Genomic DNA, 14,670 nt, shown 5'->3' on the forward strand with positions numbered 1-14,670 from the left:
TGCGCGGCGGGATAGGGAGAAAACTGAGGTACTATTTGCGGGCATGCTTGACGACAATACCGACAGATTGAGAAGTGATATTTGTTTATTTGTAACTATTCAGGTATCTTGTTAAGGTTACACAATTTTTCCTCGAAACGAGGAAAAATTGGATATAAAATGAATCATTTTTCTCCTTGATGAAACGTGAAGAGATCCTTGCTCTGTGTGCTTCAAATCCTGAAGTTATTGCTTACATTTTGAGTCTTGAATCTCAGATTAAAGAACTTACTGAAAGATTGATAGTCTTAGAAGCTCGGTTAAATCAAAACAGCAGAAACAGCAGTAAACCTCCTTCTACTGATTTTGTTAAAGAGAAACCTAATCCCAGGAGTCGCCGTGAAAAGAGTGACAGGAAACCCGGAGGTCAAGAAGGTCATCCAGGCACAACTCTTGATATGGTTAATGATCCTGATTAGGTAATTGAACATTTTTTGACCTGCTGCGAAGATTGTGGATATACTCTCGAGAATGTTAAAGTTGAAACTTATGAGAGAAGACAGATTTTTGACATTCCTCCTGTAAATCTAATTGTTACAGAACATCGAAGTCAAATAAAGAGCTGCCCCCACTGCAGAAAATTGAATAAAGCTGTTTTTCCAGAATCAGTAAAGTATCCAGTCCAGTATGGTCCTAATATCTTAGCTTCAGCTGTTTACTGTAAAAACTACCAGTTTATACCTTATGAAAGGATTTGTGAGTTTTTTAATGACGTTATGGGGATAAAAATCTGTCCTGCTACTATAATTAAAGCAGAAAGAGAATGTTTCCAGAATTTAGAGGAATTTGAGAACGTTATTAGAGAGAAGTTACTAGCTTCTCCTGTTATCCATTGTGATGAAACTGGGATGAAAATTGAAGGAAAAAGACATTGGCTTCATGTAGCTTCTAATGACAAATACACCTGTTATTTTGCTCACTCAAAAAGGGGATCAGAAGCAATAAATGATATGGGAATTCTTCCAGAATTTAAAGGAATAGCAGTTCATGATGGATGGAAACCCTATAACGGTTATGAATGTGATCATGCTCTTTGCAACGCTCATCTCCAGAGAGAACTTACTGGAATTGAGGATAACTATAAACAGCATTGGGCTAAAGAGATGAATGAACTGTTAACAGAAATGAAAAAATATACTGATGAGTGTAGAGAGCAAGTCAAATATCTGGATTTTGAGCAAATTAAAGCATTGGAAGAAAGGTTCAATGCTATCATCATTAAAGGGATTGAAGAAAATCCACCTTCTCAAAATCCTGAGAAACAGGGAAAACGTGGTAAAAACCCAAAAACCAAAGCAAGGAACTTACTTGACAGGTTTATAGGAAACAAAGAACAGATCCTGAGATTCCTCACTGATTTGGGAGTTCCATTTGAGAATAACCAGGCAGAAAGAGACATCAGAATGATGAAATTACAGCAGAAAATATCAGGAACTTTCAGAACCATACAAGGAGCGCAAGCTTTCTGCAGAATTAGAGCTTACATTTCTACAATTAAAAAGAATGGTTTCAATGTTATAGATGCTATTCTTGCGGCGCTCAACAGAGCGCCGCTATTATCCTGAGAATTACAGCATTTTGCTGAAAAAATATACTTTTTTTATCAGTGGCTGAATAGTTACAAAATATCTTAAATTTAAGGTTCTGGCAGGTAAATATCGGTAGCATGGAAGCTATCGGCGAAATCATCCATTTGAAGAAATTACTTATAATTATTCAGACTTTTCAGGCTTGCAGAAGAATATGTGAACAGAAGCAGAACAGAAGTAGAACAGAAGTAGAACAGAAGCGGAACTGGACCAGCAATACCCACTTCTGGAATAATTAGTTTCATCCCAGCTCTCTGAGGAGACAGTCTGCGATTCTTTCAGGCAATCCATCCCGGTTCTCCCTGTCAACCGTCAAAATCTCAAACTCTTTTCTAATCCTCTGCACCAGCGGGTGCCTGCTTGAATGGTGCAGTACAACCAGAATAGATTTATCTGATTCCAGAACCTTCTCAACCGCAGAAACGAAAGGCTCGGAAATAAGTTCCATAGGCCCGATCTCATCGATCACCACTAAATCGCAGGAAAGGGAATTCCTGATGGCGCTTGCTCCTATTCTTTCAAGATCTTCCAGGTTGACATGATATTCTCCAAACCTGGGCCCACTGCCTCTAATATGACTAAGGGTTCCTGAGTTTCCTGTCGCGAGGTCCATGATCGAAAAACCTTCCCTCCGTACTTCCTTTCGTATCTCAACTGTCTGGATGCCGCCTACCTTGAAACCAGGCTGGTTGCCAAGTTTTTCGACAGCTTTTGCCACGACTGTTGATTTTCCAACGCCCGGACTGCCAGTTACTGCAATTCTCAGCATAATCTCATCTTTCCATACCTTTGTTTCCTTTCTACAGAAAAAAATAGACGTGATTTTATTTAAATCAGCCAGCAGTACAATCCTGCGTTGATTATAAGAACGTTGTAAAATATACTGGAATACACATTAAAAACTTCTATTATACTAGTTCTCGTATACACATAAGGAGATGGAATTGTGACTATGGACCAGGAAGTTCTTGCCAGACTGCAGGAAATCGAGAAGAGAATGGAAAAGATAGAAGCCACGCTGGAAAGCATAAACAGTGTTCTTAAGAAAGTAGAACAAAATACCTATTTCGGATGCTACGTCGAGGGAGAAAAACTGGAATAAAATTTACGATTTTTCACTTGAAATCAAACTACTTTCGCCACCCCATCCCGAAAGATGGGGTATACTGCCGGGCTATATGCTTGATTTCTCAAAAATTGCCAGGTATCATTAGGCTGGATTGATTTTATCCAGGTTTATTCAATTTACGCAATTGGAAAACAGGACAGATGCATTTATTTCCTGCGTATGTATTTCAATGATATTTGTCCGTCCTCATCGTACTTTGTCCATACCGTGGTATTTGTGTCCTGTGACCACATGTACTCGAATCTGGTAGTATTTTCTTCGCTTCCGGATTCTATCACGGCTTTGCAAAAGGTTTTGTTTTCAAACTCTTCAGTGCCGGTAATTGTCATGTTCAGAACTCTTCCGGTGGTTGGATTTTTAACCTGGACCTGGGAACCGACAGGGCACCTGTTGCCTTCGGCTTGCTCGGAGAGGCTGATATTTATTTCGGTATCATTACCTGAAATTGATAGTTTTGTTCCGTCCTCGCCCATACAGCCTGAAGCCATGAGGGCTGCTGTTAGAAGTAATATAAGCAACACTTGTTTTTTTGACAATTTTGATCACCCGAGTTTTATCAAAACCTTATTTCCGATTAAAAAATCCATATGGATCAGAATAGTAAAGAATTCTATATAATAAAGAGTTCTTTATGATGAACTCAAAAGGTAAAAAATTCTAAACGAGGAAGAACTTCAAACGACAAGAATTTTAAATTCGTGGAACTTTAAATTCGAGTAGGATTTCTGCTTTTATCAGACTCTTATTCCTTGCAATTTGTTTTTCTAATTAAAGATAAGAGACAGCCATAAAAACTATTCTATACTTTCGTATAAAATAGGATATTCGCAGGGAAAAGGGAAGTTCTCAGCACCTGACCTGTTTTCCCGGCATATGCTTAAATATCTTTCTCTATTTAAGGAGTTTAATTTATTACTTCATTAATAAATATATTCTGCCTGAAATCTTTTTTATGCAGATCCACCAATATCTACACACAACAACAGGTAATTCTGTAGCAGGCGGGGAGAGTCAGGTATAGTTGTTACTGCAGGAAATATGGATAGTAGGAACTATAGAAGAGTAAGCCTCAAGTAGGAACTATGGAAGAGTAAGACTCAATAGAATGCGTCACCTACTCTTTAAAAACCCTTATTCTATAATGGGAGCTACTATGGTAGCTTGAAAAGATGGAATTGCACTCTTCCAAACGAAGCACCCCATTTATAGGGATATGAGAATAAAAATATGACAAAAAATTTCTTTGTCAATTATTCCTTTGGAAATTCTTCCTTTGCAAATTCTTCCTTTGCAAATTCTTCTTTCTATTTGGAGAGAAGACAGGAAGAAAGAAGCTTTAAACATTGAAGTAAAAAGGAATAAAAAAGGATACTTATCACTCCTATACCGACGGAAAACAGATATATACACATCTACAGAGTGGGCTTTACTTCCATGAATGCAGAAAAGAAAACATTATCTACGCAGGAAAAACAGCAAGGGGCGCTTTCTGAAGCCCTGATGGACCGGACTGCAGGGATGGTAGCTTCTGCTCTCAAAGCAGAATTCTGCAGAATTTCCAAGTTTTTTCACGACTATATTGACTCTCCGGAAAATCAACCTTCTATTCAGGAAATCGGATGTTTTGGACAGCCTGATAAGTTAGATAAGCTTGCAGGCGGGATCAGTGCCTTTGTAAGAAGCCAGGGAAAAACCGATGTGGTTGTAACGCTTTACAGAACCAGACCGAATGAGTTTGCCCCCGAAGAAGTACGTTTTTTGAGGTATGTCCTGGCTCTGGTCCGTAAAGTCCAGAAATGTAAAAAAATTGATACGGAGCTTCAGGACAGGATAGGTTTTTTAGAATCTCTGCTCAAGGAAGTTCCGAATCCAGCTTATTTTAAAGATGTAAGCCAGACTTTTCAGGACCGCAGTGAGCTTTTCACCGGGAAAGCTGCTTACTCTCCCGATAGAAAAATCTCAGGGTATTCAATGAATGAGCTGGAAGAAGTAATTCCAAAGGGGCTTACAGCTATCTACAAAAGGAAAAATGGAAAGGTTTCGGGTGTCTCAGAGGAGTTCGGGATGATGCCCGGTATCTGCAGTATGTTCAGGGAAAGTGAAGAGGCATTGGGAATAGCCCTCGAAGTACAGAAAGTGCTCTGGACAGTCATAAATAACAGCCCTGCAGTCGTATTTTTATGGCAAAATGAGGAAAAATGGCCCGCTGATTTCGTGTCTGAAAATATCTCCCAGTTCGGGTATGAGGTTGAAGACTTCACATCCGGAAGGATCCTTTACGGGGATATAGTCCACATAGAAGATATAAAAAATGTTACTGAACAGCTTACCCGCTGCATTGACGATAAATGTGAGGGCTTCAAAATGGAGTACCGCATCTTCACAAAAGGAGGGGAATTGCGCTGGGTAGATGAGAGGACTTTTATCCAGAGGAATGCAGAGGGCAGAGCGACTCATTTACAGGGAGTTGTCATTGACATTACCGAAAGGAAGGCTGCAGAAGAAGCTCTTGCAAGAGCCGAGCAGCTCCGAAAAAAAGAGATCAACCACAGGATTAAAAATAACCTGCAAATAGTTTCTTCCCTGCTTGACCTGCAGGCTGGACAGTTCAGTGACAGAAAGGTTATCGAGGCTTTCAGGGAAAGTGAAAGCCGAATCATTTCAATGTCGCTTATACACGAAGAACTTTATGAATCAGGAAACCTTGATGTTCTTGATTTCTCGTCTTATATCCGCAAGTTAATAACCGATCTCCGCACATCATACAGTACCGAGAGTTCAGCTATCCGGGTAAACCTTAATGTGGGAGAAGTTTTTCTCGGAGTTGACACAGCAGTTTCTCTGGGCATTATAATCAACGAGCTTTTCACCAACGCTATCAAATATGCTTTTCCCCAGGGCAGAGGAGGAGAAATAAACGTCGGACTTTTTGGGGGAGGAAACGGAGAAGCACTAAATGAAAAGGAAGTCTCAGGTAAGGTCCCTACCCGGAAGACTCCCAATGAATGTAAGGATATGCATGAACCGTTTACTCTTGTTTTTGCAGATAACGGGATAGGTTTTCCTGAAGGACTTGATATCAGAAACCCGGGATCTCTTGGCTTACAGCTTGTAAATGCCCTTGTGAACCAGATCGAAGGCAGCCTTGAACTGGAAAGAAAGAAAGGCGCGAAATTTAAGATCAAATTCAGGGATAATGTTCTGAAAACAGGCTGAGAAAGGTCTGACCGGCAATCTATGATAACCTTTAAAAATAATCTTTTACAGGAATGCTAATCTATTAGATGAGGTACCGTTTTTCGGATCCTGCCATCTCGGAAAAGGTAGAGAATATCCTGACGCAAAGAAAACCAGACAATTGATCGCCAGGAAATATAATAATTTTTTGTTATTTTGTATTTAAGCTCAGTGCAACTTTTATACAGAATTTCCTAATTAAAATAAAAGACAGAATAAAATTATCTTTCCAATATATTTTATATTTATCCTAAATTTTATATAGTTTTCTCCCTTTGTTGTATATTGGTCTGGAATACGGGTATTGAACTCTTTTTAATTTTCAAATCAGGGGGTATGTGTAATGGATATTGGCAAAAAAGTTCTCATAATAACTCTGTTTATTTTTGCCGTTCTTACTACTGCTTTTACGTTTACTCACAATATGCAGCTCTCTAATTTTTTAGAGCTCGAACAACAAGATACACTAGAGAATGTGGAGCGGGTACAAAATACCATTAATACTGAACAGAGTTATCTGGATTATATTGTCCAGGACTGGGCCTGCTGGGATGATACCTACCGGTTTATTGAAGACACGAACGAGCAGTATATAGACATAAACCTCCAGAATCAGACTCTAGCCGGGATTAATGTTAATGTCATGATTTTTGTTAATGATTCCGGAGAAGTGGTTTATGTAAAGTCTGTGGATATCCGTACCTCGGAAGAAAGTCCTGTACCCATGGAGCTTCTTGCAATGATAGAAAACGGAAGTCTTCTTACAAAAGGCGAGGACGATTCAATAAGCGGTTTTGTTTTGCTTGATGAAGATCCCATGTTTATTGCGTGCCACCCTATTCTCACAACAAAATATGAAGGACCTTCAAAAGGCACTCTAATATTCGGAAGATACTTTGACGACAAACTCCTTGATTCTTTTAAAAAAGTTACCCGCTCTTCTCTTCTGGTGTACAGGACAGATGAAGAGCTGCCTTCGGATTTTCAGACAATAAATGAAAATACACTGAAAGAGCAGGAGGGTGAAATCCATAACATTATGGTCAAGCCTTTGAGTGAGGAAAAGATCGCAGGTTATTTCTGGCTAAGGGATATTCAGAACCAGCCTGCCCTGATTGTCAGGGCGGATTTTCCAAGAGAACTTTATTTACACGGCGAAAAAATCCTTAATTACATGTACTTTTTCCTGCTTCTGACAGGACTAATGACAGGGGTTGGAGTTAAGTTTTCCCTTGACAGGCTGTTTATTTCCAGGCTAACTGAAATTGACAGCTTTATTACAAAAATCGGATCTGAAAAAGACCTTTCCAGAAGGCTGCCACTGCAGGATAATGATGAACTCTACCGCCTGTCAAGAGAGATAAACAGGATGTTAAACGAAATGGATCTTACAGAACAGGAGTTAAAAGCCCAGGAGCGTGAAAAGAAGGTTCTGCTCGACTCGCTCGACGAGCTGGTTATTTTTGTAAACCCTGAGTTTAGAATTATCTGGGCAAACAAAGCTGCCCTTAAACATATGCAGATTAGCTTTGAAAAGGCTGTCGGGATTTTTCTAAAAGCTGCCCCGGATATAAACTGCCCGTTAGCTGAGTATCTCCAGCTTGAGCAGGTTTTCATGACAGGTGAGAAAAAATCACTAGAGTTTACTTCAAAAAACGGGAAAATTTGGGTTATTCAGGCAATTCCAGTGATCGACGATCAAGAAAATATCATAGGCATTCTCGAAACCTGCAGGGATATAACTGAAAGCAAAAAAGCCGATCAGCTTCGAAAAAAAGAGATCAACCACAGAATAAAAAATAACCTGCAGATAGTTTCTTCTCTGCTGGACCTGCAGGCCGAGAAGTTCAGTGATAGAAAAGTTATTGAGGCTTTCAAGGAAAGCGAAAACCGCATTGTTTCAATATCGCTTATACACAAAGAATTATACGAGTCAGGAGAGCTTGACTATCTCGATTTTTCTTCCTATATCCGCAAATTAATAGCAGACCTTTTAAGGTCATATAATACAGAGAACTACGGAATCCAGGTGTACCTTGAAGTTGACAGGATCTTTCTGGGGGTTGACACCGCTGTTTCTCTGGGCATTATAATCAACGAACTTTTTACGAACTCTCTGAAGTACGCCTTTCCTTCAGGGAAAGGAGGGGAGATCAACATTGCCCTGTTTAGAGAGATAGCTGGAGACCTCGAAAAAAGCCAGGCCGGATCTGGAAGAGGATCCGGAAGTTATGAGAATCTCACGCTTACCTTTTCAGATAATGGAAAAGGGTTCCCGGAAAACGTTGATTTCAGAAATACGGAGTCCCTGGGTTTGCAACTCGTGAACGCTCTTGTTGATCAGATAGATGGAAGTCTCGATCTTGAAAGGGGAAACGGCACAAGATTTACGATTAGATTCCGGGATATTGTTCATGGAGGTAACCTGAAAAATGAGCAGGCATAAAATTGAAAAAAACATATAAATTTTTGAGTAAAAAGAAAAATTGCTTCCATAACCTGGAGGAGTGTTTTTCAGACAGTGAGAGTATTTACTCCGTAGTGTTTGCTCCCTTTTATGGCAATATCAGACCCATTAATCAGGGATCGTTTTATTTTTCCTGTTTTACCATTTCGTTTTCGCTATTTCGTTTTCGCTATTTCGTTTTCACTATTTCGTTTTTATCGTTCCTTTTATATCATTCCGTTTTTGCTATTTCGTTTGAGACTTGTAAAAAGTTTTTGATATTTGACTAACAATAGACCGCATGTTGCAGTATTTTTAATTCTCATCCCTGATTTATCCCTATTTGCGAACTCGTTTTCCGTTCAGGATGAATTTTAATATTAATACCTGTATATTTTAATATAGGGTATAAAGGAGTGGATAAGACGGGTGAAAATCGTTTCAAAAAAATCCTGATTGCAACGGATGGTTCGGAAAACGCCGAAAAAGCAGTTTTTTATGGAATTGAGATTGCGCGGGCAACAGGGGCTGAAGTTTATGCCCTGCATGTTGTTTCTACCGAGCACGCAGGCACTGCGCGGACGGTTATGGGCTGGACCGAGGCATTTGAAGAATATCTTGCAGATAAGGGAAAAGTTGCAACCGGCCACGTAGAAAACCTTGGAAAAGAAGCAGGAGTTAAAGTAGAGTCAGTATATCTGAGAGGCAGCCCGGCTGAAAAGATTCTTGAGTATGCAGAAGGGAGCAATATTGACCTGATAGTTATGGGCACACAGGGCATTACAGGAGTCAAAAGATTCCTTATCGGCAGCGTGGCAGAGAATGTTCTCAGGCACTCAGAAGTTCCTGTAATGATTGTACGGTGATTATAAGTTTTTAGGTTTTGAAAGAACTTTGAAAACCTGATAGTTATTTTTACAGTTTTTATTGCTAATACTCAGGCCAGTAAACAGTCTATTTGGAGGCTGTGCCTGGTATTTTGCTAATTGCTTTTTTCAAGGGTCAGGAATCGGAATTTCAGACTAATAGATATACTCAGGTTATAGAGTATCCTAAAGGCCCGATATAGAAACTCCTGACCCTCTTATTACATAAATTGAATTTTCTTAAAATTGAATTTTCTTAAAATTGAATTTCCTTAATCTTCAAATATCCCTGACCCCTTAAATACGGCTCTTGCTTCTTCAAGGCTCAGGTCTTCCGGAGGCACGATAATATCGGACTCCAGAATTTCTTCGGCTTCAATTGCTTCTCCTTTTCCTTTTATTTCTGAAATTAGCTTTGCAAGCTCTGTCCGAAATTCTTCGGTTTTTCCTTCTGTAACAAGGGCTACAATTCTGTTATCTATCTGATTTAATTCATCACAGAGGGCTTCAGGCGCCCTGTACTGTCCTTCACCCATGATCCTGATTATCATCATTTTATACCTCCTTTCTTTCTTCCGGACCTTTGCCTTCTTCCCCTGTTTTCGTTTTTTCAGATCCTTTCCCTGCTTCGGCTTTGAGTTTCGCAAGTTCTGATTCGATACTGGTCTGGGTGCTGATTTTTGCAAGTTCACGTTCGATATCGTCCCTGCTGCCTGTGAGGTCTTCGAGTGTGCCGGCTTCCATAAGCTCGTCAATTGCCTCGGCGCGGGCTTTCATTTCGTCGGTCTTATTTTCAGCCCTTTCAAGTGCAAGTCCCACATCTGCCATTTCTTCACTGATCCCGGTGACGGACTCGTTTATCTTCACCTGGGCTTCAGCCGCAGAATACTGGGCTTTAATGGACTCCTTCTTTGTCCTGAAGATCTCGACCTTTGTAGAAAGGCGCTTTTCCGAGGCAATGAGCTTTTCTTCCTGCTTTTCGAGTTCAATAATTTCCCTGTCAATCCCATCCACCTGCTGCTGGAGGGCAGACTTTCTCTCGAGGGCAAGCCTTGCAAGGTCTTCGCGGTCAGCTGCAACTGCATCTCTTGCCTGCTTCTCAAGTTTCTCATTGCTCTGGATCAGTTTTGCCCTCTGGAGCTGGAGGCGTTTTTTAGAAGTTGTCACCTCTGCAACACCCTTCTTTACATTCTGCAGCAGCTCCAGCTGCTTTTCATATGAATAGTCGAGAGTTTCCCTGGGGTCTTCCATTCTGTTAAGCACTTTGTTCATTTTGGACTTGAATACCATTTCCATCCTTGAGATCAATCCCATGTGTTTTCCCCGTTAATTTTTCAAAAATAATTCTATAATCAGGCTGACGTTTTGTTTACTCACGATATTGGAGCAAGGTTCTTTGAAAACCTTTCTGGCACTTTTTCTCGCAGCACCCTTTTCTTCCTATATCCTTTGGCTGGAGTTATATTTTTAGTTTATCCGTAATCTATTTTATTTCAGTTTATTTTACTCAAGCTTATTCTATTTCGATTTGATTTTATTTCAGTTTATTTTGTTTCGGTTATTTTATATACGTGATTTTATTTACGATACTTTATTTCACTTATTTTATTTCATTTTGTTCTGTTTCCCTTTGAACCGGTCTTCTATATTTTTATGCCTGCATTATTATATTTAGTACATGATTATTCGTAGTCACGCGAACGTTTTATATATTCAAAATACAACTTATCTAAAGATATTATGGCAAAACCTGAGAATAAGACTGAATTCTTTTATACCGAAAAAGGGCTCATAACCATAGGCAGCCCTGTTAAACTCCAGATCCTGAATTTGCTCAGGGAAGAGCCAAAGTCTTTTGATGAGATTGTAAAACACACGGCAAAAGCTAAATCGACCATTTCCGTTCATCTTAATAACCTCAGGTCATGCGAGCTGGTTGAAGAAAACTCTGATCCTGAAGACCGGCGCAAGAAGATCTATTCCCTGACCTCTCATTACATGGGCTGCTCTCAGAAGCCGTTCATCGGGCATTACAGAAGCCTTCTGGAAACAGTTGCCACAAATGGAAACGACAGGTTCCGCTTTATGGAGACCCTTTTTTATGCGCTGCGGTTTGGTTTTGAAGCATATGGAATTAACAATGCCCCTGTTGTCAGGATGATTGGAATCGACATTGGGAAGCATCTCTCATCTAACTTTGAGTCGAGTGCCCCTGAAGAGCTTTTTAATGAAATTGCAAGCTTTATTGAGTTTCATGGAGACTGTCAGGTTTCTGTTCTCATGGGAAACTCTCCTGCTTTTCAGGTTGAAGATGACTTCAAGGCCAGGTCCATGCCGGCTACAGGAAAACCTCTCTGTGCCCTCAGAGAAGGTATAATTGAAGGAGTCCTTAAAGAAAAACTGGGAGAAGAGTGCGGGGTCCTGGAAACCGAATGCTATGGAACCGGACACACACACTGTCTTTTTGAGATTACAATATGAATTATTTTTTTAGAGGCACAACTTTACATAACTATTTTCCTCAGGAACTCAGCCTTTTAAGAGACAAATACTTCAATGCAAACTGCCTCACAAAAGTTTACTGGAAAACCTGATTTTCAGGTCCAGGCTGAGTTTTTCCTTCAGAAAGGCAGTTGTTAATGAAAATTAACGGGAATCTCCGATTACGACTCCCATTTCGGATTTCAGGCGCGGGCCTATTGCTGCTACGATTCCCGGTCCGTCTGTCTTTTCGCGGCATATGACTGCATGCTCAAGCAACCCCAGGCGCTCGATTTCGTAAATATCCCTGCCGTGCCCTGTCCTTTTTATTGCACTTTTTATTTCAGAGCGAGTAGCACCATTAACAATAACCCTGTCGGTGCTTGCTTTTTTCCAGCTCCACCAGAGGTCAAGCTGTTTTTTGGTGAAGCGGGCTTTTGTTTTTTTGTTTGCCTCAAATACTTCAATTTCGACCGGCAGGTGAGGAATCAGGCCGAACCTCGATGCAAGCTGTTTTGGCTTTCCGTTGCCCAGGGCTTTGAGTTCCTCAGCCTCAACACGCACAGGGGTGCCGATATTGATTATAAAAGCATCTTCCGGAAAAGCCTGAAGGAAACCCATGTACACTTTCCCATGTTCTGCTTTTTTTACAGGAGTTCCGTACCTGGATGTCAGGATATTTTCTGATACCTCTTCATCTTCTCCGTCGAGGGAAAACTCTGTCCAGTTTTCCGGGGTAATAGAAACTTCAACCTTTACCTCAAGGTCTTTCAATTCATTCTCAACCAGGTTTTTCAGGAGTTCAGCCATTCTTTCCCGGTTTTTTCCATAAATATGCTGGAGGGTTACAACTTTTCTCATTTTCTTCCTGCCGATTTATTCTCTTTTGCCTGCCTGCACCTGCCGTGAATCACGTATTTTCCGGCTTTGAGCTCTTCAGGTAAAATTCAAGGAGACCTTCGGTCTCATCCAGGGCTGAAATTACTGTCTCGTCAACAGGAATTTCTGCCTTTTCAATCTGGTTATGCAGTTTTTTGACATCCCTGCTGTAAGGGCCAAGTTTTCTGGAAACCATTTCCTTGCTCTGTCCCTTTTCAACTGCTTCCCTGTAGATGCTCTCTATTTTATTTCTGAGATTCCTGATCTTCTCAAGAATTTCAGCACTGAAAGGGCCAAGCTCTTTTGCTTTTTCACTTTCAGCTTCTTCTTCCAGTTCTTCGGGCTCTTTGTCTGCAGTTTCTTCGCCTTCCCCTGCTGTTTCATCTTCTCTTGCGGTAAGGCTTTTTTCTCTGGAAGGAGACTCTTTTGCAATTATATTTCGGAACTCTTCAAGGGCAGTTTCCACTTCTTTTCCATATTCGGTAAGTTCAACAAACTTTATCCGTCCTTCGAATGTGAATCTTATAAGTCCGGACTGTTCCATCTTCGAAAGGATCCTTGTAGTATGTGCAAATGTCGAGTCTATCTCCTTTGAAATAACTGAAGCGTACGTTTTTCCCATAGAACCTATAAATAGCAGTGCAAGCGTGGGTTTTTCCTGCAAAAACAACTTTTCTGCATCTTCGTCGGGCATGAATATCACACAGAGTTTTTTTAGCGGATTATTTCCGGAACTGAGCTCAGGCGTTTATTATTCTTTAATAGTTTATATAATATTTGAACAGTTTTTTACTTCTGGTACCCGGATGAGTATTACTTTTCATCCTGAAAGTGCCAGGATTATTTTCTTTATTTCGACTACAGGAGCATCTGTTCTGAAAGAAGTCCCGCTGAAATGAGTTCTTGAGGCTTCAAACCCGCTGGCTTTAAGTGCCTCTATGAGACTCTCGATACCTGTTGCAGAAGCCCCCAGTTCTTTGCAAATTACATGCTGATCATAGAACATAGGGATATCGAGTTCATCCCTGCAGAATGTAATTATTTTTCTGGCTTTATCTTTTGTATTCAGAGGATGCGCTTCAAGCTCTGAAATCACTTCATTGCAGAATTCCGGTTCTTTGAAAGGCCCAAGCCATAAAGGACCCGCGATCTTTGTCAGTGCCCCACAGGCAGGGCATTCCCGCTCAATATGGACGGCAAGCCCATAAACAGGCCCCCTGAACCCGCATTTGGGGCAGTGAATACTGAATCCCATGGACTTCAGGGTCCTGTCAGCCTGTTTGGTCCCGGGGATGATTTCGAGATAAGCACGGACATAATGGCGCGTAACATGGCAAAGCAGGGGAGTCATCCCTTTTTCATGTTTTGCAAGCTCCCTTGCACAGGCTCCGAGCAGAACCCTTAAGCCCATCTCGCTGTGGTATTCCGTGTTCAGAGGTACCGCTGCATACTTTCTGATCCCTGAGTTAAGGTGGGCTCCACAGAGGGGCGCAGTATCCGTTGCAGTAACCGAGAGCATACTCTGCGCCGAGGTTGCAGCCGCATCCAGATAAGGCGCAGGAGTTCCGAATGGGTCGATATCCACGACATGGAATTTCTGCTCATGAAGCAGAACATTAGCGTTCTTGCGCGTAGCCTGGGCTTTTTCTTCAAGCCCGTTGATTTTTATATTTTCCTTTATCAGTTCGAAGGCTTCGGAGCTCCAGTCATTCATGGTCGCATTGATCCCTACCTCTCCTGCGATCCTGAGCCCCCGGATTCCAGATGCTGAAAAGGCATCCACGTAGCGGATCTCCTCTCTCTTTATATCTTTTCTTGAAAGAAGCCTCTCCACAAATGCTGCAGTTGCTGCAACGTTGATATCACGGTTCAGCTCCATCTCCGGGTTATAGAACACCGGCGCTGCCGAGGGAGGGAAATTTGCATCCGGAGGTGGGACCGGAACCGAAATTTTTGTTGTCCCTTCCACTATGGTTCTACAGATCATCTAAAGCTGCTATACTT

12 protein-coding genes and 1 pseudogene are annotated in these 14,670 nt (G+C 41.1%); 6 read left to right on the top strand and 7 right to left on the bottom strand.

Annotated features, from left to right (window positions below; translation table 11 throughout):
* Positions 1-176 precede the first annotated feature (176 nt).
* A pseudogene (tnpC, locus tag ACZ5A8_RS09795) lies at positions 177-1,604 on the top strand (IS66 family transposase).
* Between the two features lie 265 nt (positions 1,605-1,869).
* On the opposite strand, the gene ACZ5A8_RS09800 reads toward tnpC, so the two are convergent.
* Complete coding sequence (locus ACZ5A8_RS09800) at positions 1,870-2,397, bottom strand: NTPase (RefSeq protein ID WP_464533633.1); 528 nt, start codon at positions 2,395-2,397, stop codon at positions 1,870-1,872.
* A gap of 177 nt (positions 2,398-2,574) precedes the next feature.
* Between ACZ5A8_RS09800 and ACZ5A8_RS09805 the strand changes: the two genes are divergently transcribed.
* Complete coding sequence (locus tag ACZ5A8_RS09805) at positions 2,575-2,730, top strand: hypothetical protein (RefSeq protein WP_229392164.1); 156 nt, start codon at positions 2,575-2,577, stop codon at positions 2,728-2,730.
* 173 nt (positions 2,731-2,903) lie between these two features.
* Here ACZ5A8_RS09805 and ACZ5A8_RS09810 read toward each other — a convergent pair whose 3' ends face one another.
* Complete coding sequence (locus tag ACZ5A8_RS09810) at positions 2,904-3,293, bottom strand: hypothetical protein (protein WP_464533635.1); 390 nt, start codon at positions 3,291-3,293, stop codon at positions 2,904-2,906.
* Positions 3,294-4,191: 898 nt separating this feature from the next.
* Here ACZ5A8_RS09810 and ACZ5A8_RS09815 point away from each other — a divergent pair.
* The 3 genes from ACZ5A8_RS09815 (at position 4,192) to ACZ5A8_RS09825 (ending at position 9,306) form a co-directional block, all read left to right on the top strand.
* Positions 4,192-5,973, top strand: a complete 1,782-nt coding sequence (locus ACZ5A8_RS09815; protein WP_464533636.1) for a histidine kinase dimerization/phosphoacceptor domain -containing protein — start codon at positions 4,192-4,194, stop codon at positions 5,971-5,973.
* Positions 5,974-6,337: 364 nt separating this feature from the next.
* The gene (locus tag ACZ5A8_RS09820; RefSeq protein ID WP_464533638.1) at positions 6,338-8,440 is read left to right on the top strand and encodes a CHASE4 domain-containing protein; all 2,103 of its coding nucleotides are present in this window, start codon (positions 6,338-6,340) and stop codon (positions 8,438-8,440) included.
* A gap of 416 nt (positions 8,441-8,856) precedes the next feature.
* The gene (locus tag ACZ5A8_RS09825; RefSeq protein ID WP_464533639.1) at positions 8,857-9,306 is read left to right on the top strand and encodes a universal stress protein; all 450 of its coding nucleotides are present in this window, start codon (positions 8,857-8,859) and stop codon (positions 9,304-9,306) included.
* Between the two features lie 272 nt (positions 9,307-9,578).
* On the opposite strand, the gene pspAA is transcribed toward ACZ5A8_RS09825, so the two are convergent.
* Together pspAA and ACZ5A8_RS09835 are read right to left on the bottom strand one after the other, a co-directional pair.
* Positions 9,579-9,857: a PspA-associated protein PspAA gene (gene pspAA, locus ACZ5A8_RS09830; RefSeq protein WP_229392169.1), complete on the bottom strand. Its 279-nt coding sequence runs from the start codon at positions 9,855-9,857 to the stop codon at positions 9,579-9,581.
* 4 nt (positions 9,858-9,861) lie between these two features.
* Positions 9,862-10,620: a PspA/IM30 family protein gene (locus tag ACZ5A8_RS09835; RefSeq protein ID WP_322225975.1), complete on the bottom strand. Its 759-nt coding sequence runs from the start codon at positions 10,618-10,620 to the stop codon at positions 9,862-9,864.
* A 426-nt stretch (positions 10,621-11,046) separates the two neighbouring features.
* Between ACZ5A8_RS09835 and ACZ5A8_RS09840 the strand changes: the two genes are divergently transcribed.
* Positions 11,047-11,787 carry a V4R domain-containing protein gene (locus ACZ5A8_RS09840; protein ID WP_464533641.1) on the top strand — a complete coding sequence of 247 codons (741 nt, stop codon included), beginning with the start codon at positions 11,047-11,049 and terminating at the stop codon, positions 11,785-11,787.
* 165 nt (positions 11,788-11,952) lie between these two features.
* On the opposite strand, the gene ACZ5A8_RS09845 is transcribed toward ACZ5A8_RS09840, so the two are convergent.
* From ACZ5A8_RS09845 to ACZ5A8_RS09855, 3 genes are all read right to left on the bottom strand, one after another.
* Positions 11,953-12,648 (bottom strand): DUF2110 family protein, encoded by a 696-nt coding sequence (locus ACZ5A8_RS09845; protein WP_464533642.1) that lies wholly within the window; start codon positions 12,646-12,648, stop codon positions 11,953-11,955.
* 49 nt (positions 12,649-12,697) lie between these two features.
* Positions 12,698-13,360: a MarR family transcriptional regulator gene (locus tag ACZ5A8_RS09850; RefSeq protein WP_464533644.1), complete on the bottom strand. Its 663-nt coding sequence runs from the start codon at positions 13,358-13,360 to the stop codon at positions 12,698-12,700.
* 126 nt (positions 13,361-13,486) lie between these two features.
* The gene (locus ACZ5A8_RS09855; RefSeq protein WP_464533646.1) at positions 13,487-14,653 is read right to left on the bottom strand and encodes a tRNA (guanine(10)-N(2))-dimethyltransferase; all 1,167 of its coding nucleotides are present in this window, start codon (positions 14,651-14,653) and stop codon (positions 13,487-13,489) included.
* Between the last annotated feature and the right edge of the window lie 17 nt (positions 14,654-14,670).

The organism is Methanosarcina subterranea (genome assembly GCF_055385895.1).

Bases quoted from the DNA above. Each gene is read 5' to 3' on its own strand.
- ACZ5A8_RS09835 (WP_322225975.1), bottom strand. From the start codon at position 10,620: ATGGGATTGATCTCAAGGATGGAAATGGTATTCAAGTCCAAAATGAAC.
- ACZ5A8_RS09855 (WP_464533646.1), bottom strand. From the start codon at position 14,653: ATGATCTGTAGAACCATAGTGGAAGGGACAACAAAAATTTCGGTTCCG.
- ACZ5A8_RS09815 (WP_464533636.1), top strand. From the start codon at position 4,192: ATGAATGCAGAAAAGAAAACATTATCTACGCAGGAAAAACAGCAAGGG.
- ACZ5A8_RS09820 (WP_464533638.1), top strand. From the start codon at position 6,338: ATGGATATTGGCAAAAAAGTTCTCATAATAACTCTGTTTATTTTTGCC.
- ACZ5A8_RS09800 (WP_464533633.1), bottom strand. From the start codon at position 2,397: ATGCTGAGAATTGCAGTAACTGGCAGTCCGGGCGTTGGAAAATCAACA.
- pspAA (WP_229392169.1), bottom strand. From the start codon at position 9,857: ATGATAATCAGGATCATGGGTGAAGGACAGTACAGGGCGCCTGAAGCC.
- ACZ5A8_RS09845 (WP_464533642.1), bottom strand. From the start codon at position 12,648: ATGAGAAAAGTTGTAACCCTCCAGCATATTTATGGAAAAAACCGGGAA.
- ACZ5A8_RS09840 (WP_464533641.1), top strand. From the start codon at position 11,047: ATGGCAAAACCTGAGAATAAGACTGAATTCTTTTATACCGAAAAAGGG.
- ACZ5A8_RS09850 (WP_464533644.1), bottom strand. From the start codon at position 13,360: ATGCCCGACGAAGATGCAGAAAAGTTGTTTTTGCAGGAAAAACCCACG.